General features: G+C 42.6%; 25 protein-coding genes. 4 read left to right on the top strand and 21 right to left on the bottom strand.

Translation table 11 applies throughout. From position 1 onward, the window contains the following. Positions 1 to 16: 16 nt before the first annotated feature. Positions 17 to 1,114 carry a DNA-processing protein DprA gene (dprA, locus tag EOD41_RS18520; RefSeq protein ID WP_127707747.1) on the top strand — a complete coding sequence of 366 codons (1,098 nt, stop codon included), beginning with the start codon at positions 17 to 19 and terminating at the stop codon, positions 1,112 to 1,114. Here dprA and EOD41_RS18515 read toward each other — a convergent pair. The 10 genes from EOD41_RS18515 to sppA form a co-directional block, all read right to left on the bottom strand. Beyond that, positions 1,106 to 1,585, bottom strand: coding sequence for a SixA phosphatase family protein (locus tag EOD41_RS18515; RefSeq protein ID WP_127707745.1), 480 nt, complete (start codon positions 1,583 to 1,585; stop codon positions 1,106 to 1,108). The two genes, dprA and EOD41_RS18515, sit on opposite strands and share 9 nt — an antisense overlap. Positions 1,586 to 1,644: 59 nt before the next feature. Then, the gene (locus EOD41_RS18510; RefSeq protein ID WP_127707743.1) at positions 1,645 to 2,289 is read right to left on the bottom strand and encodes a porin family protein; all 645 of its coding nucleotides are present in this window, start codon (positions 2,287 to 2,289) and stop codon (positions 1,645 to 1,647) included. Between the two features lie 44 nt (positions 2,290 to 2,333). Then, positions 2,334 to 3,053 (bottom strand): porin family protein, encoded by a 720-nt coding sequence (locus EOD41_RS18505; RefSeq protein WP_127707741.1) that lies wholly within the window; start codon positions 3,051 to 3,053, stop codon positions 2,334 to 2,336. A 38-nt stretch (positions 3,054 to 3,091) separates the two neighbouring features. Then, on the bottom strand, positions 3,092 to 3,829 hold the full coding sequence (locus tag EOD41_RS18500; protein WP_164849983.1) for a porin family protein: 738 nt from the start codon (positions 3,827 to 3,829) through the stop codon (positions 3,092 to 3,094). A gap of 71 nt (positions 3,830 to 3,900) precedes the next feature. Further along, positions 3,901 to 4,878, bottom strand: a complete 978-nt coding sequence (locus EOD41_RS18495) for a glycosyltransferase family 9 protein (protein WP_127707737.1) — start codon at positions 4,876 to 4,878, stop codon at positions 3,901 to 3,903. Position 4,879: 1 nt separating this feature from the next. Next, positions 4,880 to 5,389: a D-glycero-beta-D-manno-heptose 1-phosphate adenylyltransferase gene (gene rfaE2, locus EOD41_RS18490; protein WP_127707735.1), complete on the bottom strand. Its 510-nt coding sequence runs from the start codon at positions 5,387 to 5,389 to the stop codon at positions 4,880 to 4,882. 18 nt (positions 5,390 to 5,407) lie between these two features. Further along, positions 5,408 to 5,962, bottom strand: coding sequence for a D-sedoheptulose 7-phosphate isomerase (locus tag EOD41_RS18485; RefSeq protein WP_164849982.1), 555 nt, complete (start codon positions 5,960 to 5,962; stop codon positions 5,408 to 5,410). A 1-nt stretch (position 5,963) separates the two neighbouring features. Then, a complete protein-coding gene (rfaE1, locus tag EOD41_RS18480; RefSeq protein WP_127707731.1) occupies positions 5,964 to 6,947 on the bottom strand; it encodes a D-glycero-beta-D-manno-heptose-7-phosphate kinase in 984 nt (327 codons plus the stop codon). 16 nt (positions 6,948 to 6,963) lie between these two features. Beyond that, a complete protein-coding gene (locus EOD41_RS18475) occupies positions 6,964 to 8,637 on the bottom strand; it encodes a helix-hairpin-helix domain-containing protein (RefSeq protein ID WP_127707729.1) in 1,674 nt (557 codons plus the stop codon). Positions 8,638 to 8,706: 69 nt separating this feature from the next. After that, positions 8,707 to 10,494, bottom strand: coding sequence for a signal peptide peptidase SppA (gene sppA, locus EOD41_RS18470; protein WP_127707727.1), 1,788 nt, complete (start codon positions 10,492 to 10,494; stop codon positions 8,707 to 8,709). A gap of 88 nt (positions 10,495 to 10,582) precedes the next feature. Here sppA and folK point away from each other — a divergent pair, with 88 nt between their 5' ends. Both folK and EOD41_RS18460 read left to right on the top strand, forming a co-directional pair. Continuing rightward, on the top strand, positions 10,583 to 11,062 hold the full coding sequence (gene folK / locus EOD41_RS18465) for a 2-amino-4-hydroxy-6-hydroxymethyldihydropteridine diphosphokinase (RefSeq protein ID WP_127707725.1): 480 nt from the start codon (positions 10,583 to 10,585) through the stop codon (positions 11,060 to 11,062). A gap of 37 nt (positions 11,063 to 11,099) precedes the next feature. Next, on the top strand, positions 11,100 to 11,468 hold the full coding sequence (locus EOD41_RS18460) for an Hpt domain-containing protein (RefSeq protein WP_127707723.1): 369 nt from the start codon (positions 11,100 to 11,102) through the stop codon (positions 11,466 to 11,468). A 6-nt stretch (positions 11,469 to 11,474) separates the two neighbouring features. Here EOD41_RS18460 and purS read toward each other — a convergent pair whose 3' ends face one another. From purS to rho, 3 genes are all read right to left on the bottom strand, one after another. Beyond that, positions 11,475 to 11,729: a phosphoribosylformylglycinamidine synthase subunit PurS gene (gene purS, locus EOD41_RS18455; protein WP_205780592.1), complete on the bottom strand. Its 255-nt coding sequence runs from the start codon at positions 11,727 to 11,729 to the stop codon at positions 11,475 to 11,477. Then, the gene (gene pssA, locus EOD41_RS18450) at positions 11,710 to 12,435 is read right to left on the bottom strand and encodes a CDP-diacylglycerol--serine O-phosphatidyltransferase (RefSeq protein ID WP_127707721.1); all 726 of its coding nucleotides are present in this window, start codon (positions 12,433 to 12,435) and stop codon (positions 11,710 to 11,712) included. Before pssA ends, purS begins: the two co-directional genes overlap by 20 nt. Positions 12,436 to 12,523: 88 nt before the next feature. Then, a complete protein-coding gene (rho, locus tag EOD41_RS18445) occupies positions 12,524 to 14,140 on the bottom strand; it encodes a transcription termination factor Rho (protein ID WP_127707719.1) in 1,617 nt (538 codons plus the stop codon). Between the two features lie 256 nt (positions 14,141 to 14,396). On the opposite strand from rho, the gene pyrF reads away from it, so the two are divergent. Continuing rightward, positions 14,397 to 15,227 (top strand): orotidine-5'-phosphate decarboxylase, encoded by an 831-nt coding sequence (pyrF, locus tag EOD41_RS18440; protein ID WP_127707796.1) that lies wholly within the window; start codon positions 14,397 to 14,399, stop codon positions 15,225 to 15,227. Between the two features lie 90 nt (positions 15,228 to 15,317). On the opposite strand, the gene EOD41_RS18435 is transcribed toward pyrF, so the two are convergent. From EOD41_RS18435 to EOD41_RS18400, 8 genes are all read right to left on the bottom strand, one after another. Continuing rightward, positions 15,318 to 15,854: a pyridoxamine 5'-phosphate oxidase family protein gene (locus tag EOD41_RS18435; RefSeq protein ID WP_127707717.1), complete on the bottom strand. Its 537-nt coding sequence runs from the start codon at positions 15,852 to 15,854 to the stop codon at positions 15,318 to 15,320. A 296-nt stretch (positions 15,855 to 16,150) separates the two neighbouring features. Further along, positions 16,151 to 17,554: an exonuclease domain-containing protein gene (locus EOD41_RS18430; RefSeq protein ID WP_127707715.1), complete on the bottom strand. Its 1,404-nt coding sequence runs from the start codon at positions 17,552 to 17,554 to the stop codon at positions 16,151 to 16,153. A 183-nt stretch (positions 17,555 to 17,737) separates the two neighbouring features. Next, positions 17,738 to 19,561 (bottom strand): membrane protein insertase YidC, encoded by a 1,824-nt coding sequence (gene yidC / locus EOD41_RS18425; protein ID WP_127707713.1) that lies wholly within the window; start codon positions 19,559 to 19,561, stop codon positions 17,738 to 17,740. 18 nt (positions 19,562 to 19,579) lie between these two features. Beyond that, entirely contained in the window at positions 19,580 to 21,190 is a 1,611-nt protein-coding gene (locus tag EOD41_RS18420) for a CTP synthase (RefSeq protein ID WP_127707711.1), read from the bottom strand. A gap of 278 nt (positions 21,191 to 21,468) precedes the next feature. Continuing rightward, on the bottom strand, positions 21,469 to 22,800 hold the full coding sequence (locus EOD41_RS18415; RefSeq protein WP_127707709.1) for a M23 family metallopeptidase: 1,332 nt from the start codon (positions 22,798 to 22,800) through the stop codon (positions 21,469 to 21,471). A 65-nt stretch (positions 22,801 to 22,865) separates the two neighbouring features. Continuing rightward, positions 22,866 to 23,411, bottom strand: coding sequence for a hypothetical protein (locus tag EOD41_RS18410; protein WP_127707707.1), 546 nt, complete (start codon positions 23,409 to 23,411; stop codon positions 22,866 to 22,868). Positions 23,412 to 23,422: 11 nt separating this feature from the next. Further along, the gene (gene kdsB / locus EOD41_RS18405) at positions 23,423 to 24,217 is read right to left on the bottom strand and encodes a 3-deoxy-manno-octulosonate cytidylyltransferase (RefSeq protein WP_127707705.1); all 795 of its coding nucleotides are present in this window, start codon (positions 24,215 to 24,217) and stop codon (positions 23,423 to 23,425) included. A gap of 45 nt (positions 24,218 to 24,262) precedes the next feature. Next, positions 24,263 to 24,877, bottom strand: coding sequence for a deoxynucleoside kinase (locus EOD41_RS18400; RefSeq protein WP_127707703.1), 615 nt, complete (start codon positions 24,875 to 24,877; stop codon positions 24,263 to 24,265). Positions 24,878 to 24,967 lie beyond the last annotated feature (90 nt).

Genomic DNA, 24,967 nt, shown 5'->3' with positions numbered 1-24,967 from the left:
TTTATTTTAGAACCTTATGTCCTTACTACATCAAATCGCCTTATCCCTTGTAAAAAACATTGGCCCCGTAACTGCCCGGGCACTCATTACTTACTTTGACGATGCCGAAAAGATATTCAATGCAAGCCCGTCAAGGCTGATGCAGGTACCCGGTATTGGTGAAAAAACAGTTAAATCACTCAACTTTGATGCAGCCCTGAAACGTGCTGAGCAGGAGGTGAAGTTTGTTGAAAAGAACAATATCGATGTGCTGTTTTATAGTGATTCAAGGTATCCTAAACGGTTAAAAAATTGTGTTGATGCGCCTATACTGCTGTATAGCAGAGGTAATGCTGATCTTAATAATCGTCATGTTATCAGTATAGTAGGCACACGTAATGCTACCGATTATGGTAGGCAGCTATGCAAACAACTGGTTGAAGACCTGCAGCAGTATGGTGTTTTGATAGTGAGCGGACTTGCTCATGGTATTGACGTTGCCGCACATAAGGAAGCATTACGCCTAAACTTACCCACAGTTGGTGTACTTGGGCATGGATTAGATACTTTCTACCCGGCGGCTAACCGCAGCACGGCGCAAAAAATGCTTGAGAACGGCGGATTGTTAACCGAGTATGCTTCTGAAACTAAGGCTGACAGGGAAAACTTTCCTGCCCGAAACAGGATAGTAGCAGGTATGGCCGACGCAACAGTTGTTATAGAAGCGAGTATAAAAGGCGGCGCGCTTATCACTGCCGAGATCGCCAATTCATATAATCGTGACGTATTTGCCTTTCCCGGCAGGTTAGGGGATGAGTTTTCGGAAGGATGTAATTTTCTGATACGGCATAATAAAGCCATGCTGCTTACATGCGCTGCCGATCTTGCTTATAGCCTTGGCTGGGAAAAGCCCGGTGATGCAAAACCACGCGAGCAAATGCTATTGCCTATTGACCTGGAACCTGCTGAACGATTGGTGTTCGACATTATGTTACAACATAAGTCGCCGCTTTCAATAGACGAATTGACCATTAAAACCAATATGCCAATGAGCCAGCTGGCTATGGCTTTATTAAATCTTGAAATGCATGGTTATGTCACGTCATTACCAGGCAAAACCTATCGTTTAAGCTGATTTAGGTGAATCATAGCTGATAAGCGTACCTGTTTCGCCACTTACTTCAGTCCAACTGTCGACTTTAAATTCAATTAGCGCTATCCCTGAAGTATCCATTTCTTGCACTTTGCCCGTCAGGTAATACAATATCTGGCTTATACCCGGGTTATGACCTACCAGGCCAATATAATCCACATTGTCAGGGAAATTGTTGATCACTTTTAACAGTGTTTGTTCGCTGGCATCATAAATATCCTTATTTGTTTCAGGCTTTCTTCCAGCTAGGTGCTGTGAAAAGATATTAGCCGTTGCCAATGTGCGCAAAGCCGGACTTGATATCAGTATATCGGGTACAATATTTTGTTCTTTTACACGCTCAGCCATGTAAGACGCATCTTCAACACCTTCCGGCGTAAGCGGTCGCTCAAAATCTATATAACCGCTTTCGTGGGTAGCTTTGGCATGACGTATAAGCAAAAGTCTTTTCATAGCATAAAAAAAGAGGAGTGTATACTCCTCTTTTAACTGTTTTATTGAAGTATTGTTTGTTAAAACTGGTAACCAACTGATATGCCGAATACCCTTGTTTTGATTCTGCCGTCGCCGCTATTGTTTGCAATATTGGTTAAGCCAAGATCGTAATTTAGGTTTAATAGGAAGCCATTGGCAAACTTAAAGCCTGCAATACCGTTCACACCTGCATCAATGGTTTTAAATTCTCCATCATCACCAAAATTTACGTCTTCACTTTGACTTGACGATCCGTCATTAGCGGTAGCTTTTCCAGATATGCCATAACCTACAAACGGCCCTGCTCCAAAGAAAAATTCTCCGCCGGTTACAGGTGCGTGATATACAACATTTACAGGTACTTGCAGATATAGTAAATTGAATTTAGCTGATGCATCCTGAAGTGCATTGCCTTCATCATCCATAAGGTTTGATGAAAACTTTCCACCTTTTGCAGTAGCAAAAAGACCCGGTTGAACAGATACTTTATCAAACTTAAAATCAACAAATACACCTGCATTAAATAAGGTATTGTTGCCTGAACTGGCAGTCATGTCAGTACCTTCAGCAGAGATTTGAAGTTTAGCAAAGTTTACACCGCCTTTTATACCAAAGGTAGGGGCTTGTGCAAATGTGGTTAATGTTGCTGCCGCAAGGCAGATAGTTAATAGAACTTTTTTCATAAAAAAATATATTTGTGATGGATAAAATTGCTTATTTGAATGGCTTAAAATTCGTATCCAATTGATAAGCCGATAACGCGGGTTTTTACTTTGGTAGTAATTCCGGTTTCGTCATCTGTGTTATTTTGAATTTCAGCTAAGCCAAAATCATAGTTTGCACTTATAACAAAACCGCCATAAAATTTAAATCCCACAAGTGCATTTGCGCCGTAATCAAAACGCTTTACATTACCTGGTTCATTACCAAAAGTGACGTCGCCTTCAACCTCATTGGTAAATGTTTCATCCATTAATGTTCCGGTTTGTTTTGTTTTTGCTTTGCCGCTTAAGCCATAGCTAATAAATGGTCCGGCACCAAAAAAGAACTTATTATCACCGGTAGGTACCTTATATATTAGGTTAACAGGGAAATGTAAGTAGTTTAAAGTGGCCTTGTCATCTGATAAAACAGATACTGTTCCTATGTCTTCAATTTCAGTGCTCTCACTATATTTAAATTTACTGCCTTTAACGGTGAACAGTAATGCGGGCTGAATAGCAAAATAATAATCGATATTAAAATTAGCGTATACGCCCGCATGATAGCCAATTACACTACCACTTGATGCCGATCCTTCTAAGCCTTCTACAGATTGCTGGAAGCTGGCAAAGTTTGCGCCGCCTTTTATACCGAAAGTTACCGGCGCTTCATAGTCGCCGTAAAACTGTGCAAATGAAGTTAATGATGCTGCTGCAAGGCAGATGGTAAGTAATGCTTTTTTCATTGCGTGATAATTATGGTGGAATATGTTATTAATCAACTTTAAAATTCATATCCAATTGATAAACTGGCAACACGGGTTTTAATATTATTTTCAGGGTTGGGTGGATAGGCAAAAAGTTCATAATTAAGATCTTTCTGAATTTCAGCTAAACCTAAATCATAGTTCGCGCTTACTACAAAGCCTTGACGAAGTTTGAATCCAACAATCGCGTTTATGCCATAATCAAAACGTTTAACACTACCGGGTTCATACCTAAATGTGGCTTTACCATCATATCCTGCACTTAAATATCTATTGCTCCCCGTATAGTTATATATTTTTGCTTTCGCTTTGCCGTTTAAACAATAACTAATAAACGGACCTACACCAAAGAAGAATTTATTATTACTAACAGGTATTTTGTAAATAACATCAATAGGTAGATGTAAGTAATTTAAAGTGAATTTCTGATCACCTGAAAATATTATGGGTTCCAAATCTCTATCTACAGAGTTTTGTAGAAACCTTAATTTACCAGCTTTATTAGTATATAATACTTGTGGTTGTACAGCTAAATGGTCATCTAAATTAATATTCACATATATGCCGGCATGAAAGCCATATTGATTGTAACTTTTGGTTTTACCTGATGAGTTGTCAAATGTTTCTTGAAACCTAAGTAAGTTGCCGCCACCCTTTATACCAAAAGTGATAGTTGATTTATGATCGTTGTGAGATTGTGCGTAGGAAATTAACGAAGCTGCCGCAAGGCAGATAATGAGTAAAGATTTTTTCAAGTTTGTGATAAGATTGAAATCGCCTGTAAAGATATCCAATAAATTGAAATCTGCAATGCTAAAACAATTTGTTAACGGTTGCTTAAACTATTAACAAAATTTGTAATTAATGCTTCAGGCTGATCATACATGCATTTAAAATGTCCCAGCGGACACTTTGGCAACCCAAATTTTGAGCACGGCCGGCAGGGGAGTTCAATGCCTGCTACCAGTGATTCTTTAACATGATATGGCTGTACGCCAAGAAGTTCGGGTACGGTACCGCCCCAAACAGATACAATAGGTTTATTAAATGCTTCGGCGATATGGGTTAGGCCGGTATCAAAGCCGATAATACTGTTTGCCTGCGATACCAGGAAAACCGACTCATCAAGCGAAGTTCTGCCGCAGGCATTATAAATTTTATTGGGGTTTGAAGCGGCAATGATATCGCCGTTGGCGGCTACATCATTCCCGCCTAATAACAGCACCGGAGCGTTTAATTTCGAGCAGATGCTTATGATCTTGTCATTTGGCATTCGCTTGGTAAAGTGTGTTGCGCCAATAACGAATGCGATATAACCATTTTGATGGCTAACAGGTACTAGCTGTTCAAGTGAGTGATTTCCTTTGATAAAATAATCTATAGGACGATTATCATTTTGTACGCCAAGTACCGCCACCGCCTTCATGTACCTGTCAACCAGATGCACAGGTGGTACCAGCTTAACATTAAGCTTCAAGCTCAGCCACTTGCGTATGGTTTGCTTGTTGTAGGTTGATGATTTAATACCCGTACGCAGCTTAATTATGGTAGTGCGCAGATTATTGTGCAGGTCGACAATATGAGCGTAACGTTCGGCTTTTATTGCTGCAATTGTAGCTGAAAGCGTATCCTCCAGCAGGAGCAGCTTATCAACATAGGGGTTACCCTCGTAAATATATTTAAAGACTGGCTTGGTAAGAAAGTGTATCTCGGCATCCGGCAACTGCTGTTTGAGGCAGCGTACAACGGGCGTTGTATAGATAATATCGCCCATTGAACTAAAGCGGATAACCAGTATTTTCATGTTAACCCGGCTGGTTTTGTTTCCTTATCCTTTCAATTATGGATGTAGATGAATAGCCTTCAACAAAAGTAATAGTTTTTACTTCGCCGCCATTGGCAATTACTTCTTTAGCACCCACTATGTTATCAATGGTGTAGTCGGCGCCTTTGATAAGTACGTTGGGTAACAGTGCAGATATCAAATTCAAAGGGGTATCCTCTTCAAAAATAACTATGGCATCAACAAAAAACAGTGCAGCTAAAATAGCGGCGCGACTATTCTGATCGTTAACCGGACGGGTTTCGCCTTTAATACGTTTAACCGAACTGTCACTATTCAGGCCGATGATCAGTTTGTCGCCTTCATCGGCAGCTTTTGCCATGTAGGTAATATGCCCGATATGCAGCAAATCGAACACGCCATTGGTAAACACTACTTTTTTGCCTTCCTGTTTCCAGGTGTCAACAAGTTGTTTTGCTTTATCCCAATCACATATTTTGTTTACAAGCGTTTGTTCGAGGTTGGTGCGCATGTTAAATAGCTGAATTAATTAAAAAAGTTCGTCAACCGCTTTGCAGAGGATATGGCCTATCAGTATGTGCATCTCCTGAATGCGGGCGGTGGTGTTGCTCGGCACAACAATATTCAAGTCGCAAATACCGTTCATTTTTCCACCATCACGACCAGAAAGTCCCAATGTTTTACAACCAATGTCATTAGCTGCCGCAAACGCGTTTAGTATGCCTTGACTATTACCACTTGTTGAGATCCCGATAAACAGATCGCCCGGGTGGGCAAGACCTGATACCTGACGCGAAAAAACATGATCGTAACCATAGTCATTAGCAATAGCTGTAAGCGCCGAAGTATCTACAGTTAAAGCAATGCCTGCCAAAGGTTTACGTTCTTTTACAAAGCGGCCGGTAAGTTCTGCTGCAATATGCTGAGCATCGGCAGCGCTGCCACCGTTCCCGGCTAACAATACTTTATTTCCTGTTTTAATTACCGACGTTATAAGTTCACAACCGGCTTTTATGTCATCCTGTAACGTATCAATAACCTTTTGAAGGGTTTGCTGGTGTTCTAATAAATCTTCAATAACCATATTATTCACGGTTAAGTATGTGTTGTTTAATGGCATCTATAGTAGTAGTAGCGCTGCCTATTTCTTTAATTACTATTGCTGCGGCGTGGTTAGCCAGTTCGCAGGCTTCGTCTATTTCAAAGCCTGAAGCCAAAAAGTATGCGACGGTAGCCAGTACCGTATCACCTGCGCCTGTTACATCAAACACAGCGGTTGCTTTTACAGGTAACAGTTTGTAAGCCAGTTCACTTATCACCGCCATGCCCTCTTCAGATAAGGTAACTACAAGGTATTCGGTTTCCGTTTGTGCAAATATAACTTTTGCCGCCTGCTGCACTGCTTCAAAGGTATCAATGCGTTCGGCTTTTGCCGCTTCACCAAGCTCTTTACGGTTTGGTTTTATCAAATAGGCGCCTTTGTATTTGGTGTAATCAAGTCCCTTCGGGTCGATAATCACCTTTTTATTTTTGCTATTAGCGAAGTTGATGATCCGCTGTGTGAGCGCCCGTGAAAACAATCCTTTGTTGTAGTCGCTCAGTAATACTATATCAGCCGATTCAATTGATGGGCTAAGCTTAGCAAACAGCTCATCTTCCATTTCTGCCGAAAGGTTAGCCGTAACCTCCCGGTCGATACGCAGCAACTGATGACTTCCGGCTAAAACTCTTGTTTTAACAGTTGTTGTGCGGGTATTGTCAACCAGTATGGTATCAGCTGATACACCTTCCTGATCAAGAATAGCACATAGCTGCTGCCCATAAATATCATCGCCAATTACACCGCCAACCATTACGTTAGCGCCAAGCGATACCAGGTTTTGCACTACGTTGCCCGCGCCGCCAAGCGTATTAGTTTCACTTTTCAGGTTAACAATAGGTACCGGCGCTTCGGGCGATAGCCGTGATGCGCCACCGGTAATGTAATGGTCAATCATCAGATCGCCTATCACCAGTATATTGGGTTTGCTGCCTTTTTGCTGCAGCGCGTCAATTTTTTCTGTAAGCATTAACACTCAAAGTTAATCAGGCCCTTTTTTGTTTAAAAAATGCCGTAATTTCCTGCAATGATAAGGCATTTAAACATCTTTCTTTGTATAAACCACCTTTCCGGGCAACGTTTATACCCCAATGCATATCTAAAAAGCCTTCGTTACGATGAGCATCCGGGTTTATTGACAGCCAAACGCCCTTGTCGAGCGCATATTGATGCCAACGCCAGTCCATGTCTAAACGCAGCGGATTTGAGTTGATTTCGATGACCACGTTGTTAGCCGCGCAGGCGTCAATTACTTTTTTATGATCGATGCTGTAGCTTTTGCGGCTTAGCAGCAACCGTCCGGTAGGGTGGCCCAGTATATTTGTATAAGGATTTTCGATAGCTTTTATTAAACGGGTAGTAGCTTTTTCTTCATCCATTTTAAGATTGGCATGTATCGATGCTACTATAAAATCAAAGCGCTGCAGTATTTCCTCGGGGTAATCAAGCGAACCGTCACTTAATATATCTGATTCGATTCCTTTAAATACATGGAAGTTTTCCAGCTTTTTATTCAGGTGTTCCACCTCTTCATGCTGCTGTAACACCCGCTCAATGCTTAAGCCTTTGGCGTAAGCGGCGGTCCGGCTATGGTCGGATATGCCTAAATATTCAAGTTTCAACTCGTCACGGCAATAAGCGGCCATTTCTTCAATAGTGTGTACACCGTCGCTCCAGGTACTGTGATTATGCAGGCAGCCTTTCAGGTCGTGGAAAGTAATAAGCGTTGGCAGTTTGTTGTTAGCCGCCTTTTCAATATAAGTATCACCTTCACGCAATTCGGGCGGTATCCAGGCCAAACCGGCTTTTTTATAGATCAGCTCTTCACTTTCAGGCTCTTCTAAAGTTCCAGAAATGCGTTCTATAACCGCCTCAATATGCTTGTCGCTTCCTGTGTTATTGAATAGTTCTTCGTAATAGTCACCTTTGGTAGTACAAATTACATCAACCAGTAAACCATTTTCCAGTTCGCCATTAACATGATTATTAATTACAGTAGCATTTTTCAACAAACCTGAATTGGCAATGCTGTTAAGCGCCACTTGCTGATCATTACTGCCAACAATAACCACCAGTTCACTTATAACTTCATTATACCTGCGGAATTCACCCGCAAAGTTTTTCAGCGCCTCAGGGAACATTGCCTTTATTTCCTGTAAAAACTGGTGAGCCTCTTTTTCAACCTGTGCATAAAGGAACTTGCCATTGCTGGCCATGCGGTATTCAATAGCTTTAAGTATTTCTTCCTGAGTTTTTAGTCCGAATCCCTTTGCTTCTATCAGGCGATTCTCGTTACAGGCATAAAACAATTCACCAATAGTTTCAATACCCAGTTCTTTCCAAATTATAGCAATCTTTTTCGGGCCTATACCTTTAATGCCCATCATCTCTACAATGCCCTCAGGCGTTTTTGCCAACAGTTCCTGCAGTTCGGCAATGGTGCCGGTTTCCAGCAGTTCAATTACTTTACCGGCTATGCTTTTACCAAAACCATCAATTTTTGATAGTTCGTCAAAGCTTTTACCCTCCATTTTAAAAGGCAGCTTATCAGCTTTAAAAGCCGCGTTGGCAACTGAGCGTACCTTGAAGGTATTCTCGTTATGAAGTTCCATTAATTGCGAAAGCAGGCGAAGCGTGCGGGATATAGGTTTATTTTCCATTGAATCAGTTAGCCGTAAAAATACAAAAGCCGCCTTTTATGAAGGCGGCTTAGTGTTAAATTGTTTTGTTTATTTTATCACCACATTAAATGGCAATCTCGCCTGCGGCACACGCATCATGCTTTTCAGGCTATTTATCTGTTCATAATAAGCATAGTTGTCGCCAAGTTCTGATTTCAGCATGCTTTGTTTTACTTCAGCGCTAAGCCCTGCACCAAGCTGCCCCCAAACGCTTTCCTGTTCAGGATAAGTCACTAACTTATAATTTTTAAGTTTAGCCATTTTTGCAGCTGATTTTACCGCGTCATTAATGTTACCCAAACGGTCGACAAGGCCAATTTTCATTGCCTGTTCGCCTGTCCACACACGGCCTTGACCAATGCTGTCCACATACGCCTGAGTTTTTTTGCGGCCATCGGCAACCACTTTAGTGAATATGCTGTAGCCATGATTTACCTGATTTTGCAATATACCGCGCTCGGCAGGAGTAAGGGGGCGTGATATATCCCCAAGGTCGGCGTACTGACCGGTCTTTACATTATCAAAGGTGATCCCCAGCTTGTCATTAAAAAACTTTTGCATGTTAGGCAGCACTGCAAAAATACCAATAGAACCGGTGATTGTATTTGGCTGTGCGAAGATAGAATCGGCGGCGCACGAAATATAGTAACCGCCCGAAGCCGCTACATCACCCATTGATACAATAATAGGCTTTACTTTTTTGGTTAACGCCACTTCGCGCCATATCACATCCGATGCCAGCGAACTGCCACCCGGTGAGTTAACACGCAGTACTACAGCTTTTACCTTATTATCGAGTCTTACCTTACGCAAAGCTTCAGACAGCTTATCAGAACCTATGGTTTCATTGTCACCATCTCCGCCTACAATTTCGCCGCTGGCGTAGATCATGGCAATACGGTTGCGCGATGAACCCTCTTCCGCACCATTATCATCTGATTTGCTGCCGTTGCTATGGGTGTACTCAGCTATTGAAACGCTGTTCAGGTCGTCATCCGGGTCAACATCTGTACGTTTTTTCAATTCGACAAGCACTTCATCCTTGTATTTCAAAGCATCAACCAGTTTCAGTTTAAGCGCATCCTGAGGATATTGAATTTTTAGTTTATTAGCATAGCTATACAGTGAATCGCGACTGATGCTGCGGCTTTTGCTTATCCCGGTAAGGAAATGGTTATACATCGAATTCAAGTAAGAGCTTACCTGCAGGCGGTTAGCCGGGCTCATTTCTGTAAGGAAATATGGCTCAACAGCACTTTTATAAGTGCCCACTTTTATGATTTGTGCCTCGATGCCTAACTTATCAAGCGTTCCTTTAAAAAAGGTAACTTCCGAATTGAAGCCGCTCAGGTCGAAATAACCGTTAGGGTTAAGATAGATTTTATCAGCAACGGAGGCGAGATAGTAGAACGATTGCGTATAAACTTCGGCGTAAGCTATTACAAATTTGCCGGTTTTTTTAAAGTCGATAAGCGCGTTGCGTATCTCTTCAGTGGTGGCCTGCCCGGTTTCCAGATAACTTTGATCAAGGAATATGCCTTTTATGTTGTCATCGGTTTTGGCTTTTTTTATGTTAGCCAATATGTCGTTTAAACCAATATTTTTCTCCTTATCAAAACCAAGAAAACTTAATTCGGCTAACGGATTATTCGGTGTACGTTCCCCGATTGGACCTTTAAATTCAAGATTCAACACTGAATTGGCGCTTACGGTTACATCGTCCTCGGCTGAAGATATGATGCCGCCAATTATACCTATAAAAATAACGATAAGGATGATAGATGATACAATTATACCGACTACAGTAGCCAGAACAAATTTGAAGAATTGTTTCATTAAGAATTTTTAAACTTTTATCTATGCGCAAACTTAATCAATCAGCAGCGTTATCTTACATAAGAGCGCCTGTAATTTAATTTGTTACATGAAAGAGGTCTTTTTATTGCTGGGAAGCAATCTGGGTGAGCGGGAAGCGCTTTTAAAACAGGCTATTCAGTTAATTTCAAATGAAATAGCGCCTGTGCAAAGGGTTTCGTCGGTATATGAAACACAATCGTGGGGAAAAACTGATGAGCCGGATTACCTTAATCAGGTGGTGTTAATTGATACAGAGGAACCTGCAAAAGCCATCCTTGATAAAATTTTAGCTATTGAGCGGGAAATGGGCCGAGAGCGGCGTGAAAGATGGGGCGCAAGGGTGATAGATATTGACATCCTTTTTTACGGAGACGAAATAATTGAGCAGCCCGGATTACATGTACCTCATCCCCGCCTGCACGAGCGGCGGTTTACCCTTGAGCCGCTGGATGAGATAGCCACACACTTTGTACACCCCATTTTTGGCAAAACAATTTCGCAACTGAAAACTTTATTGAAAGATAATTTAATTGTTAAAAAGTTATAGTTTTGTGATTGCAACCTCTTATTTAGCAAGCCCTGATATGTCTGACACCAACGATCTGGATCTTTCGTTCTTATATGAAATAGCCGATGGCAGCAACGAGTTTATTGTAGAATCAATTACCATGTTTCTGCAGCAGACTCCCGAACTGCTGCAAATGGTTGATACGGCCATACAAGCTAAAGATTGGTCAACCGCAGCTTCGGCCGCACATAAACTAAAGCCCAACCTTGGTTTTTTTGGGATGCTTAACAGCCAGGCCCTGTTGCAGGACGTAGAAATGATGAGCAAAACAGGTTCACCCAACCCTGCAGAGGTTAGCAACAAGTTTGGTGCTGTAAAGCAATTACTTACCAGCAGCCTTGCCGAGCTGGAAAGAATTAAGCAGGAAAAAGAAGCGGAACTTTAATTTTAATTAAGCCTGCTGTATTGTAAAGGTATAGCTTTCCATAATCAGGTTAGCTAGGAGGTTTTTACAAGCTTCGTCAACCTTGTTATGTGCAGCTTCTTCGCTTTCAGCTTCAAGCTCTAATGTAATATGCTTGCCAATGCGTACGTTTTGTATTTCGGCAAGGCCCAGGTTTTTCATACTGCCGGTTACGGCTTTTCCTTGAGGGTCAAGTATTTCTTTTTTGGGCATTACATCTATTTCAGCCTGGAACTTTATCATGTGCTATTTTGAATTGGATTATAGATAGGGCGATGTATATCAATATCACCACCGGAACTGCGGCAAATTTAAAAAATAGTATCAATATTGCCGAAAACAGCAGCAGTAAATAGCGGTAAATATTTTGATTGAAGTCGCGGTTCTTAAATTTCAGCGACATCATGGGCAACTCAGCCACAAGCAGCGTACACATCACCAAAACAAAAACAGTAAGAATGTATGGGTTTAATATGTACTGTGAAATGGTGCCATGCTGTTGCAATATCAATGGAAACGAAGCGATAAGGATAGCATTTGCAGGAGTTGGAAGACCAATAAAACTTTCCGACTGGCGCGTATCAACATTGAACTTAGCCAGCCTTAACGCCGAGAATACAGGTATCAGAAAGGCTATAAAACTAAGATAGCTGCCAACTTTGTCAATTTGCGGGGCCTGTAAAAACAGTTCATATAATATCGCCGAAGGCAACACGCCGAAACTTACCATGTCGGCCAGTGAATCAAGGTCTTTACCAATACCTGAGTATGATTGCAATACGCGTGAGGCCAATCCGTCAAAAAAATCAAATATCGCCGCCAGGAAAATAGCGTACGAAGCAAGTATCAGATCATCGTTGGTAAAAGTAAGTACAATGCCTATGCAGCCGCTAAACAAGTTGGCGCAGGTGATAAAATTGGGCAAATGTTTTCTTACTCGTTTCTTCATTTACGGATGAAGTTATGAGGGGTTTATTAAGTATTACAGCGTTACAGGTTAACATTATGCTAAACTGTAACGCTGCGATACGAAAGTATTAAGAATTCATGGAAATAAGGAATTCCTCGTTGGTTTTAGTGCCACGAATCTGACTTTGCAGAAACTCCATCGATTCCTGTGAGTTCATATCGGCAAGGTGGTTGCGCAATATCCATATACGCTGCAGGGCATCGCGATCAAGCAGCAAATCATCGCGGCGTGTGCTCGATGCGGTAATATCAATAGCAGGGAATATACGTTTGTTAGACAGCTTCCTATCAAGCTGAAGCTCCATATTACCGGTACCTTTAAATTCTTCAAAGATAACCTCGTCCATTTTCGAGCCGGTTTCGGTAAGCGCTGTAGCAATGATGGTAAGTGAGCCGCCATCTTCAATGTTACGGGCTGCACCAAAGAAACGCTTAGGCTTGTGCAATGCGTTAGCATCAACACCACCCGATAATATTTTACCTGATGCAGGCGCTACAGTATTGTAAGCACGGGCAAGGCGGGTAATTGAATCAAGCAGGATCACTACGTCATGACCGCATTCAACCATGCGTTTTGCTTTTTCAAGTACAATGTTGGCGATCTTTACGTGACGCTCGGCAGGCTCATCAAAAGTTGATGAAACCACTTCGGCGCGTACGCTGCGGGCCATATCAGTCACCTCCTCAGGGCGTTCGTCAATCAGCAGGATGATCAGATATACTTCGGGGTGATTTTTCGCGATAGCGTTAGCCACGTCCTTAAGCAACATGGTTTTACCTGTTTTTGGCTGTGCAACAATCAAACCACGCTGACCTTTACCAATAGGTGAAAACAGGTCCATTATACGGGTTGAATAGTTGTTCGGGTCCGTAAACAGGTTCAATCTTTCCGACGGGAAAAGCGGCGTTAAGTGGTCAAATGGTACGCGGTCGCGCACTTCGGCAGGTATCCGGCCATTAATGGCTTCAACACGTACCAGCGGAAAATATTTTTCACCCTCTTTTGGCGGGCGTATGCTGCCGCGCACAGTATCGCCGGTTTTAAGGCCGAACAGTTTTATCTGCGATTGTGATACGTAAATATCATCAGGCGAAGTAAGGTAATTATAGTCAGACGAGCGCAGGAAGCCATAGCCATCAGGCATAATTTCAAGTACACCTTCGTTTACAATAACATTATCAAAATCAAGATTGATTGCCGGTTCCTGGGCTTTTTGCTGTGTTTGCGGGTTACGGCGTTCAAATTTTTGCGGACGTGTTTCTGCCGGAGGTTCGGGGCGTTGTTGTTGCTCAGGTGCTTCAGCTACAGGTGCAGGAGCAATTTCAGCAGGTGCTTCATCAGTATCTTCGTTTGAAACCTGCTCTTCATCAGGCAGGTCGAATAATTTAGTATCGTCAAGCGGAACTTCAGGACGGCGTGAAACCGGTTGTGCTGGTTTTACAGAACGGGTTCTTTTACGGGGTTTATCTCCACCTTCGGTAGCTGCCGGTTTATTTTTTTCAGCATAAGCTTGTTCAACGGTATCTTGCTGGGCGCGTGCAAACTCAATGAGTTGCTGCTGCTCTTTTATGCGGCTTATAAGTTGCGGCTTGCGCAATTCGTCAGCTTCTTCAATACCTAAACTTTTTGCAATTTCGCGCAACTCTGAAACGAGTTTGTCGTTCAATTCAATAGTATCAGACATGTGTTGGATTATAGTTCAAAAACAGAATTATTATTTGAAAGACTGTCGTCCGGGATTCCCATATACAACATATAAACTGCGTAATTGTTATAAAAAGATAACGGGAATTTTAAAAATTTCTTTGGTACAAGAAAATTTCAAAAAGGATAACACTGCAATGTTACCTATTTAATTTTAATTTTCAAATTAATATAAATATTTATCGGCCCGGGCACAGCTATTTATTATATTTTTGACGAAAAAATTATTTTTAATGATCTCACGCAGCAGCCTCATCGCGCAGATAAAAGAAAAAAAGTCGTTTTTATGTGTCGGCCTTGATACCGATATCACTAAGATCCCCGAGTTTTTAAAAGAATATCCCGACCCGGTTTTCGAGTTCAACAAGCGGATAATCGACGCCACTGCTGACCTGTGCGTGGCCTACAAGCCCAATGCCGCCTTTTATGAAAGCCGCGGTGTGAAAGGACTGCAGAGCCTTATTGATACTTATAAGTATATACCAAAAAATATATTAAGTATAATTGACGCTAAACGCGGCGATATTGGCAATACGTCTGACATGTATGCCCGCGCGTTTTTTGATGAGGAAGCATCAGGTATGGGGTTCGATGCCATTACCGTAACACCTTACATGGGTAATGATAGCGTAACGCCATATTTGAAATTCGAAGGGAAATGGATCATCCTGCTGGCGCTTACATCATCGGTGGGTAGTAAGGATTTTCAATATCTCGGAACCCCCGAAGGCACATTATATGAAGCAGTAATTAAAAAGGCCAATACCTGGGCAGGTGCCGACAGGCTCATGTTTGTGGTAGGCGCCACCAAAAGCACCGAGTTTACCGATATACGCAAATATGCCCCTGATAACTTTTTGCTGGTACCCGGAGTAGGTGCACAAGGTGGAAGCCTTGAAGAAGTATGCAAATACGGCATTACTAAAGAGTGTGGCCTGTTGGTTAACTCGTCCCGAGGAATAATTTATGCTTCAAACGGAGAAGACTTCGCTGAAGCAGCCCGCGCCGAAGCACTGAAATTACAGCAGCAAATGCAAGCGGAGTTGGAGAAAGCGGGAGTGATATAATGATTTCGGATTTCGAATGTTCAATTTCGGATTTATTTTAACCACATGGTTACCTTCGAAATTGGACATTCGAAATTCGAAATAAAAAAACTACGCTTTTAAGTCTCCTTCAATTGAATCATCAAAGGTTTTACCAACTATAGCGCCCGCTACCTGCTTAACAAAAGCAATGGCGTTGCCATGCTTGTTGTCCCAATAGTGACCTTGAGTCGGTGATACTTTTATCACGCTGATGCGCGGATCATCCTTACCCTCGGTAAACCATACTTTTAAAACCGGATCCCAAAGCTCATCAATCTTGGCTTTGTCTTCGCTGATTTCGGCAATGCCATAAATATTTAAAAAGCCCGAGTAGCTTGAACCTTGAAACAGCAACTGCACAAACGGGTCGTGGCTGATTTCGTCGTTTTTGTGGCTGTCATTCGAGCTTAGGAACCAAAGGTCGCCGTTATCATCAATTTTTTGCGGCGACATTGGTCGTGTTGAAAAAGGCAGGCCGGTTTTAATATTGCTGCAAAAAAAGCAGGTATCGGCTTTTTCGGCCAATTCTTTTAGTTTTTTCCAGGCTTCGTTGCCTTCAAGGTTCTCAATGTTATCTTCCGGTTGATTTGCATTTATGCTATCCATAATAATGTTTTTTATAGGTAATGATTATGAATAACCAACAGGTGCGGAGATTGTTGGAGGAATTTTGGATTTGGCAAACGCTACCTAAAATTCAGCGTCATCACCTAACTTGTTTAGGTGTCAGTCAGGACATAAAGTGGTTTGGACGTTCCCTTCGGGTCGGGCTATACATTCATACGCCTGCAGGGCCTTAGCCACAGGGCCGGTATCCACTGTTATCCCTAACGCAGTTTGTTGAACCGCTGATTGATGTGATTTGGTGATTACGCTGATGCAGATTTAAATCATATCGATCATTAAATCACATCAATCAGAGGTTCAGAAACCAGCCTCGTATCAAACATCATCATCCTTTCCGGATAACGGGCAGCGTAGTTTGACACAATATTGCGGATATAATCATTTCCTGGGTAGGGGGTAAGATGGGTTTTCAGGTGGTCAATACCATCAGCCTGAAAGTAGTGCGACACATAACCCATGCCATAGAAGCGGCCTTTTTCTATCAGTATGCAGCTGTGCTCGTCAAACGTACGGCCTTCATCGCGTATTGCGAAGGTTGGCAGCGCCTCATTAAGCGACTCAACCGCGTTATTTACCAGTTCGTTATACTTGTCGGGCGGCATAGTACCGGTGCAGGCGCAGTTCTCACCATGAACTCCATTACATACCGTACTCAGCCCCTTTTGTATAAAACAAAGTTTCGGGCATAGACCAAAGTTTTCAATCAGCCGGTTTACCAGTGTGTAACCTTCGTACAAGGTATTGCAAGTGTACAAAGGCTGCTGATGCTTGTGATATTTATCCACAGCCAGGCGCACATATCCTCGTTGATCTATATAATCATACAGTGCATACTTTTGCTCGAAGCGTTTAAGTGAGCGGTTATATTTTGGCCACAGGCGTTTTATTTCAATTGCTTCCAACACAAAGGCAATTAGTTCGGTGCCGCAAAGCTGGTAGGTAATGCTGTAAATATTTTTCAAAAACTCCTGCCGCTGCCTGCCCGGGTTGTTGCCGGTAAAGTGGCTGCAAACACGTTTCTTAAGATTCTTGGCCTTGCCTACATAAATTACTTTGCCTTTGTTATCATGAAAGTAATATACGCCCGGCATGTACGGCAATTGTTCAATATCCTTTTTAGAAAGGTTTGGCGGCAGCAACTGCTCTTTTGAATTTTGCTTAAGCGCCTTAGTGATATGCCCGTCCTTATCAGCCGCGACATACATGCCAAACAATTTCGCGGTAGCCTCGGCATCGCCGGCGGCACGGTGGCGGCTCAGGTTTTCGATGCCCAGTTGTACGCACAGCTTACCCAAACTATACGATGGAAAGCCCGGCATTATTTTACGGCCAAGCCTTACGGTACAAAGCTTATTACAGTTAAGGTCGTAACCGGCTTGCGCCAGGTGATAACGCAGAAAGGAGTAATCGAAATTTACGTTATGTGCTACAAATATCTTTCCGCTTAATAACTGAAAAACTTCATGCGCGACATCTTTAAAAAGCGGTGCTTCCTGCACCATCTCGTTACTGATACCGGTAAGCGCGCGAATATATACGGGGATATCTTTCTGTGGATTTACAAGCGTTTCGTAGCGTTTAACAACCTGCATCCCATCATGTATGCATATAGCAATTTCAGTTATGCCATTGGCATTGGCATGCCCACCCGTCGTTTCAATATCCACTATCGCATACATAATTCAAATGTAGCGATTTGCTAATTATGTTAGCGATTTTTTTGAAAATTGAGATTAGAGGTCAGTAATTAGAGATTAAGAATTTTGAGAAAAAGCGCTTTAACAAAAAAGTCCGCATTGTAATGCGGACTTTAATTATTGTAACAGAAACTAACCTCTGATTAGTAATCTCCAACCTCTAACCTACTTCTTCTTTCCCTGCTGCGCTTGTTGTTGCTGGCGCATCATTTCTTCCATTTTAGCGGCAAAGCCTGATTTTTTCTTTTTAGGATCTTCAGGTTTTTGTTTGTTTTCCTGGATTTTAGCATGGATCTTTTTGTCATCAACCATCAGCCTGATCAGGTACTGCTGACCGAAAGTTAACATGTTGGCCAGGAAGTAGTAATAGTTCAAACCGGCAGGGTAGCTGTTCAGCATACCAAAGAAAATAAGCGGGGTAATATAACCGATATATTTCATTTGCCCTGTAGCGCCCGATACCTGATTGTTGAAATAAGTATAGATCAGTGTCGAAATGGTCATCAGTAAACACATTAAACTGATGTGGTTACCAAATACCGGTATGGTTGAACCCCAGGTAATCACTGCATCGTAAGTAGACAGGTCTTTCATCCACAGGAAGCTCTCGCCTCTAAGCTCAAACAAGCTTGGAAAAAAGCGGAAGAAAGCGATAACGATTGGCATTTGCAATACCAAAGGCAAACACCCGCCCAGCGGATTTACACCGGCTTTTTTGTACAGCTTCAGATATTCCTGTTGTAGCAGGGTAGGGTTTTCTTCACCAACTTTCGCCTTAATCTCATCCATCTCCGGCTTAAGCACACGCATTTTCGCCATTGACAGGTACGACTTGTAGGTAAGCGGCGATAATACCAGTTTAAGCAAAATGGTAAGTACCAGGATAATTATACCATAGTTCCAGTTAAACTGGTTAAGGAAGTTAAATACCGGCAATACAACAAAACGGTTAATGTATTTAAGCGGCCCCCAGCCCATGTCAACCTGGTCCTGCAAGTCATATCCTTGTTTTTTAAGGATGCTGAACTGGTTTGGGCCAAAGTAAAACTCCAGCGGAATAGCGCCACCAGCATCACGCATAAGCGTAACATTCGCGGTCATATTCTTAACGTCAGTCAGGCTGTTTACATCAGTTTTAACTTCAACATTGGTTTTTTCAACGCCGTTTTTAGCAATCAGCACGCTTGAAAAGAAGTGCTGTTTAAATGATATCCACTGTACCTTTTTTTCTTTGTCGGTGGCGTCTTTCTGCTCGTCGCCATTAACCGTCAGGTGTTCAACGTTATCGTTGGCATATTTATAATATACAGTCGAAAACTCGCGTTCCTGCTTCATGTCCTTTTCCTGTTTGTGCAGACTGGCAGCCCATTGCAGGTTAAGCGACTTGCTGTTGGCAATAATATTATCAAGCCCGGTTGCTTTAACGGTTAAACCAAGTTTAAAGCCGTTTGCAGGCAGGGTGTACACATAATCGATATACTGCTGAGGAGTGTAAGTTAAACGCAGCGTAATCGAAGTATCAGAAGTGGCAACCTGCGTAAAATACAGGTTGTTGGTATTAATATCCTTATTTGCTGCGGCAAAGCTGAAACCGAACTTATTGCCGTCACCATCAAACAACACCAGCGGCTTTTTATCGAAGGTTTTATAGTTTTTAAGCTCAACGGCTTGTACTTTACCACCCAGTGTGTTAAGGTTAACTTTAATATCGCTGTTCTCTAAAACAACAATATTCTGTTTGCCTATGGTAGCCGCACCAAAAGGTGTTTTTAATACGGCTGAATCAATAGTTTGATTTGTATCGGCTTTAGCTGTTTGATTTGTTTTTACAGCATCACCGGGAGTTTTAATGAGGCCTTTTTTAACCGAATCGGCATGTGCCGTTTCCTGGGCTTTCTTTATATCATCTGCCGATGGCCTTATGATATAGAAGCCCGCAACAAGGATGATCATGATCAGGAACAACCCTGTGAATGTATTTCTATCCATTTTTATTATTCGAACAAATTAATTCTTGCGGGCATAAGCCAGCGAAGCGGCGACAAAGTTAATAAAAAGTGGATGCGGATTAGCAACTGTTGATTTTAATTCGGGGTGGAATTGTGCACCCACAAAATATGGGTGATTTTTAAGCTCAACTATCTCAACCAGGTTGTTTTGCGGGTTAATACCCGATGGTATCATTCCCGCGGCTTCATAATCCTTTAAAAACTCATTATTAAACTCATAACGATGGCGGTGGCGCTCGGTAATGTGGGTTTTGCCATATATGGCGGCTGCTTTTGTGCCTTTTTTAATATCGCAAGGGTAAGCACCCAAACGCATAGTGCCGCCTTTGGCAGTGATTTTTTTCTGCTCTTCCATCATGCTGATCACCGCGTGCTTGGTATCAGGATTCATTTCGGTACTGCTGGCATCTTCAAAGCCTAATACATGACGGCCAAATTCAACTACAGCGCACTGCATACCCAGACATATACCGAAGAATGGAATGTTGTTTTCGCGCACATAGCGAATAGCCTCAATCTTCCCTTCGAAACCACGCTCGCCAAAGCCCGGCGCTACCAATACGCCATGCAGGCCTTTAAGGCGCTCAATCGCATTGCCCGGCGTTAACTGCTCCGAATGGATAAACTCTACACGTACCTTGCATTCGTTTTTAGCGCCGGCATGTATAAATGCCTCAGTGATTGATTTATAAGCGTCAGGTAATTCAACATACTTGCCTACTAAGCCAATGCGTACTTCTGACGTAGGGTTCTTCAGGCGGCCAAGAAAGTCCTTCCAGCTTTCCAGATCAGGCTCATGTTTAAGCGGAAGCTTTAATTTAGTTAATACAGTTTTATCTAACTGCTCTTTTAGCATCAGCAGGGGAACATCGTATATGGTCGACGCATCGATAGACTCGATAACCGCGTTGATATTCACGTTACAAAACAAGGCGATCTTTTTACGGATATCCTGATTAATGTGATGCTCGGTACGGCAAACCAGAATATCCGGTTGAATACCATATTCCAATAGCATTTTAACCGAGTGTTGCGTCGGCTTGGTTTTCAACTCGCCCGCCGCAGCAAGGAAAGGTATAAGCGTAAGATGTATAACCAGTGAATTGCTCGAACCCATTTCCCACCTGAACTGGCGCACAGCCTCAACAAACGGCAGCGACTCGATGTCACCTACGGTACCGCCAATTTCGGTTATCACGATGTCGTACTCGCCGTTTTCACCAAGTATGCGGAAGTTGCGTTTTATCTCATCAGTAATATGCGGAACAACCTGTACCGTTTTACCCAAAAAAGCACCCTCACGCTCGCGTGTGATCACATTCTGGTAAATACGTCCGGTGGTAATGTTATTTGATTGCGAGGTAGGCGTGTTCAAAAAACGCTCGTAGTGGCCAAGGTCAAGGTCGGTTTCGGCACCATCCTCGGTTACATAGCACTCGCCATGCTCATAAGGATTAAGCGTTCCCGGATCGACGTTGATATAAGGGTCGAACTTTTGGATGGTTACGCGGTAGCCGCGCGCCTGTAAAAGTTTAGCTAATGATGCGGAAATAATGCCTTTCCCTAACGACGAAGTAACGCCGCCCGTAACAAAAATATACTTGGTCATGTTGTTTTTTGAATTTTGACAAGCGGTTTAAAGCCGATGCCAAATGTTTGTGTACGGGGTACAAAAGTAAGAAAAAATTTCAGGCTTTGCGGTGTTGTTGAGAAAATAGTGAATGTGGAAAGAGGAGAGCAGTGGCAGTGGCTGTAGCAGTGGTAGTTAAGTAGTTGTTTAAACCTGATTTTTGTGATTTGATGATTGCGCTGATTTTCTTTTGTCATCTTCAGATATGAAGATATATGCCCATCAAGTGCTTTGTTCGACATGACGAAGCTAAAATCTTACTCAGCCAGCACCCATCCCGTAACCCCATCATCATTCACCAGATAATAATTTTTGAAAGCCGCCAGCACATCAACTTTATTGCCAGCCGCCAGCAGTTTTTTACTTGGCGCAGTTAATGTATCCGGGGTTTCAAGCAAACGCTGTTCACTTTTTAAAGTTATGGTGCGCAAAGTACTTACCGGGTCGACAGCCCGGGCGCTTATGTAGCCGCTTAAGCCGTTCGGCAGTTTTACTTTATAAAACGATGCCGACGCAGCTTCTACCGTAAGGGCGGCATTTTTAGGCAGGTTTAACAACGTTTGGCCTTTTTCTGCCGGACTGTCATACAATTTATTGATAATGTTTGAAGTACGTACGGTAGCATTCAGGTTAACCAGTGGGGCGGTAAGTGTGGGTGGTTGGGCAGATTCTTTTTCGATAAAAGCTAAAGGGTTTATTGCCCCACCATCTGCATATATGCCAAAATGCAGGTGCGACGGTGTATTACGTGCGTTGCCGGTATTGCCAACAAGTCCGACTGTATCGCCTATGCGCAGTTGCTGACCGGCTTGTACAGATTGCACATCAAGGTGGGCGTAGTACAGGGTATAGTCGGCATTATTAGGATGAAAGAATACAACCCTGCCTCCCAGGGCGTTCTCGGTTACATTGCTCACGGTGCCGTTTGCGGCTGCTAAGGCAGGCGTAAGCTTCGGCGCAAAAATGTCAATGCCTTCATGCCGGCGTATGCCTGCGTCACGAGCGTCGCCCCAGATACTGCCTATGTAAGGCTTTCCCGATGACGATACGGGGAACGCCAACGACGGTCCGGCTGAAACGGTAAGTGTATATTCACCGCTTTGCAGTAACTCAGGTTGCAGGCGGATGATGTATCTGCCATCTTTTTTTATCTCGTATTCAAGCAAGGTTCCGGTGGTATCTGCTGATGCAAGTAGCTTGGTTTCGTTATTAGTTTTCAGTTCAAACAGATCAACATAAATACTAAAGTTAACCGCCGGTTTTTTTACCAGGTTGATGCTGATCTTGCGGCCGCGTTTGGCATCAAAGCGCAAAGCGGTTACCCCGGGTTTATCGGCGGCAAAGTAACCTGTTTCACGATATGGGATGGTGATGTTAAGCGTTTTGGTCAACACATCATTAGCATTGAAAAACCATTTGCTGCCCATGGCTGTACGGTCGAGGCCGGCATTCTTTAGCTTATCGCCATAAGCCTCGTGCGGCGATTGTTTTTTGAATATGCCCATACCACCCTGCTCGCTGCACGAGGCAAGCAGTACAGATATTGAAAGTAAGGTGAAAGCTAAATAGTAAATTTTTTTGCCAGCCATTATCTGCAATGTGTTTTTCTACTTAACTATATGTAAAGCTAATGGTTTGATGATGCTTTGTGCTTTTATTCGGTAAGCAGGTGGTGGTTAATAATTTGCCTTTTTTGTTTCCTGTCCAATTTCCTTTTTTGGAATTTTGCTTCCCGACCATACTTGCTTCTATCGCTATAAAAATGCATACCGCCATGTGAAAGCACCGACCCTTGCCTGATCATGATACCATTAAAAATACAGTCATTATAAGGACAATTATGTTTAGAGTAAGTGCCAAAATTACGGTGCCTGATTCGTTTGTCACCTAATATCTGCTGCTGGTTTTTGCGGATGTCAGCCCAAAGTTTTTCCTTATCACCTTCTGTTATTGTTTCGCCCAGGGTAGAAACTTCAACATATACTTGTGGGTCTTTTAATTGAAAAAAATTAAATGCTTTCTTAAATGTTTTGTGTGCATAATCCCGCACTTCAATTTTTTCGGCAATTGTTAGATTTTCATTTTCTAAAAGAGAACGATACAACCCAAGGGTATTAAAGTTTGAGTACTTTTTATAGTTATCAATGCAGAGCAGATACTCATTAAATGTTAGCTGATTGAAGCGGCGCCCTATTTTCATCGTTCTGTTGATTAATTATCTGATTGCTTTTTAAACAGCAATTGCAAATCTTCCGGCGTATCTATAGCATGTGTTTCCAGCACGGTTTCGGCAACCTTTATGTGGTAGCCATTTTCAATCCAGCGAAGCTGCTCCAGCTTTTCGGCCGTTTCCAATGATGATACAGGGAGTTGGGTTATCTGCTTTAATACATCGGCGCGGTAACCATATATGCCAATATGTTTATAATAAGTGTGATGCTCAAGCCAGTTAGTTATTTCTTCGCCGCGATAATGGGGCAGGGGTGATCTTGAAAAGTATATCGCCTCATTAAGAACATTCACCACTACCTTGGGCGAATTGGTATTCAGCAAGTCTTCAGGCGTTTTTATTTGCTTTATCAAAGTGGCTATCTCAGTATTGCCATCTGCAAAACAACCGGCGAGTTTGGTAATCTGTGCCGGATCGATGTAAGGTTCATCGCCCTGTATATTGATGATAATATTATATTCATGGTGCACGGCTGCTACCTCGGCACAACGGTCGGTGCCGCTTTGGTGGTGCTCACCTGTAATTACCGCTTCGCCGCCAAAAGTTGTTACATGGTTAAAAATCCTCTCGTCATCAGTAGCTACAACAACCTTCGCCAGCGAGGTGCATTTTTTAGCCTGCTCATACACGCGCTGTATCATGCTTTTACCGCCGATGTCGACCAAGGGCTTGCCGGGGAAACGGCTTGAGGCATAGCGGGCCGGAATGATGCCGAGGATGTCCCTCTTGATCTCCCCAGAGGGGAGAGATATATTTGATATTGTGTTATCCACCATACAATAATTATAAAGCCCCTATCCTTTAGGGAGGGTTAGGTGGGGTTAAAACAACCCGTGTATTTCCCGTTCAATCATCTGAACAATGTTACCTAAGTCTTCAGGATTGTTAGCGAAATCAAGGTTGTCTTTATCAATAATAAGCAGCTTACCCAGCTTGTAGCCCTTTATCCATTTCTCGTATTTTTCGTTCAGCTTTGAAAGATAATCAAGTCTGATGCCGCTTTCATATTCGCGGCCGCGGCGCTGTATGTTATTTACAAGCGTTGGTACCGAAGCCTTAAGATATATCAACAGATCAGGCGGTTTTATGAACGAGGTAATATTGTCAAAAATCGACTGATAGTTTTGATAATCACGGGTGGTCATCAAACCCATATCGTGCAGGTTCTCGGCAAAAATGTAGGCATCCTCGTAAATGGTACGGTCCTGTATCACATTGCGCCCGCTTTTTTGTATCTCGATGATTTGACGGTAGCGGCTATTTAAAAAATATATTTGCAGGTTGAAGCTCCAGCGTTTCATGTCGCTGTAAAAGTCTTCAAGGTAGGGGTTATTATCAACCGCTTCGAACAGCGGTTCCCAACCGTAATTTTTTGCCAGCAGTTCGGTTAAAGTAGTTTTGCCAGCGCCTATATTGCCTACAATTGCTATGTGCATATTTTGGGTTTATGGTTAATTGTTGATAGTTCATGGCCGCTCAATTCTTGTTTTTAATTATGAACTACGAAATATCAACCATGGACAGCT

It is taken from the genome of Mucilaginibacter limnophilus (genome assembly GCF_004005815.1).
Classification (GTDB): domain Bacteria; phylum Bacteroidota; class Bacteroidia; order Sphingobacteriales; family Sphingobacteriaceae; genus Mucilaginibacter; species Mucilaginibacter limnophilus.
The sequence above is the reverse complement of the archived record's forward strand: the minus strand, read 5'-3'. Positions and strand labels throughout refer to the sequence as shown.

What these genes read in the sequence shown, in the direction of transcription:
- folK (WP_127707725.1), top strand. Translation starts at nt 10,583, where the DNA reads ATGAAAGAGGTCTTTTTATTGCTGGGAAGCAATCTGGGTGAGCGGGAA.
- kdsB (WP_127707705.1), bottom strand. Translation starts at nt 24,217, where the DNA reads ATGGTGGATAACACAATATCAAATATATCTCTCCCCTCTGGGGAGATC.
- sppA (WP_127707727.1), bottom strand. Translation starts at nt 10,494, where the DNA reads ATGAAACAATTCTTCAAATTTGTTCTGGCTACTGTAGTCGGTATAATT.
- EOD41_RS18420 (WP_127707711.1), bottom strand. Translation starts at nt 21,190, where the DNA reads ATGACCAAGTATATTTTTGTTACGGGCGGCGTTACTTCGTCGTTAGGG.
- EOD41_RS18400 (WP_127707703.1), bottom strand. Translation starts at nt 24,877, where the DNA reads ATGCACATAGCAATTGTAGGCAATATAGGCGCTGGCAAAACTACTTTA.
- EOD41_RS18435 (WP_127707717.1), bottom strand. Translation starts at nt 15,854, where the DNA reads ATGGATAGCATAAATGCAAATCAACCGGAAGATAACATTGAGAACCTT.
- rho (WP_127707719.1), bottom strand. Translation starts at nt 14,140, where the DNA reads ATGTCTGATACTATTGAATTGAACGACAAACTCGTTTCAGAGTTGCGC.
- EOD41_RS18460 (WP_127707723.1), top strand. Translation starts at nt 11,100, where the DNA reads ATGTCTGACACCAACGATCTGGATCTTTCGTTCTTATATGAAATAGCC.
- purS (WP_205780592.1), bottom strand. Translation starts at nt 11,729, where the DNA reads ATGATAAAGTTCCAGGCTGAAATAGATGTAATGCCCAAAAAAGAAATA.
- EOD41_RS18410 (WP_127707707.1), bottom strand. Translation starts at nt 23,411, where the DNA reads ATGAAAATAGGGCGCCGCTTCAATCAGCTAACATTTAATGAGTATCTG.
- EOD41_RS18515 (WP_127707745.1), bottom strand. Translation starts at nt 1,585, where the DNA reads ATGAAAAGACTTTTGCTTATACGTCATGCCAAAGCTACCCACGAAAGC.
- EOD41_RS18475 (WP_127707729.1), bottom strand. Translation starts at nt 8,637, where the DNA reads ATGGAAAATAAACCTATATCCCGCACGCTTCGCCTGCTTTCGCAATTA.
- EOD41_RS18430 (WP_127707715.1), bottom strand. Translation starts at nt 17,554, where the DNA reads ATGTATGCGATAGTGGATATTGAAACGACGGGTGGGCATGCCAATGCC.
- EOD41_RS18510 (WP_127707743.1), bottom strand. Translation starts at nt 2,289, where the DNA reads ATGAAAAAAGTTCTATTAACTATCTGCCTTGCGGCAGCAACATTAACC.
- rfaE2 (WP_127707735.1), bottom strand. Translation starts at nt 5,389, where the DNA reads ATGCGCACCAACCTCGAACAAACGCTTGTAAACAAAATATGTGATTGG.
- EOD41_RS18415 (WP_127707709.1), bottom strand. Translation starts at nt 22,800, where the DNA reads ATGGCTGGCAAAAAAATTTACTATTTAGCTTTCACCTTACTTTCAATA.
- pssA (WP_127707721.1), bottom strand. Translation starts at nt 12,435, where the DNA reads ATGAAGAAACGAGTAAGAAAACATTTGCCCAATTTTATCACCTGCGCC.
- EOD41_RS18495 (WP_127707737.1), bottom strand. Translation starts at nt 4,878, where the DNA reads ATGAAAATACTGGTTATCCGCTTTAGTTCAATGGGCGATATTATCTAT.
- EOD41_RS18505 (WP_127707741.1), bottom strand. Translation starts at nt 3,053, where the DNA reads ATGAAAAAAGCATTACTTACCATCTGCCTTGCAGCAGCATCATTAACT.
- yidC (WP_127707713.1), bottom strand. Translation starts at nt 19,561, where the DNA reads ATGGATAGAAATACATTCACAGGGTTGTTCCTGATCATGATCATCCTT.
- rfaE1 (WP_127707731.1), bottom strand. Translation starts at nt 6,947, where the DNA reads ATGCTTACAGAAAAAATTGACGCGCTGCAGCAAAAAGGCAGCAAACCC.
- EOD41_RS18485 (WP_164849982.1), bottom strand. Translation starts at nt 5,962, where the DNA reads ATGGTTATTGAAGATTTATTAGAACACCAGCAAACCCTTCAAAAGGTT.
- dprA (WP_127707747.1), top strand. Translation starts at nt 17, where the DNA reads ATGTCCTTACTACATCAAATCGCCTTATCCCTTGTAAAAAACATTGGC.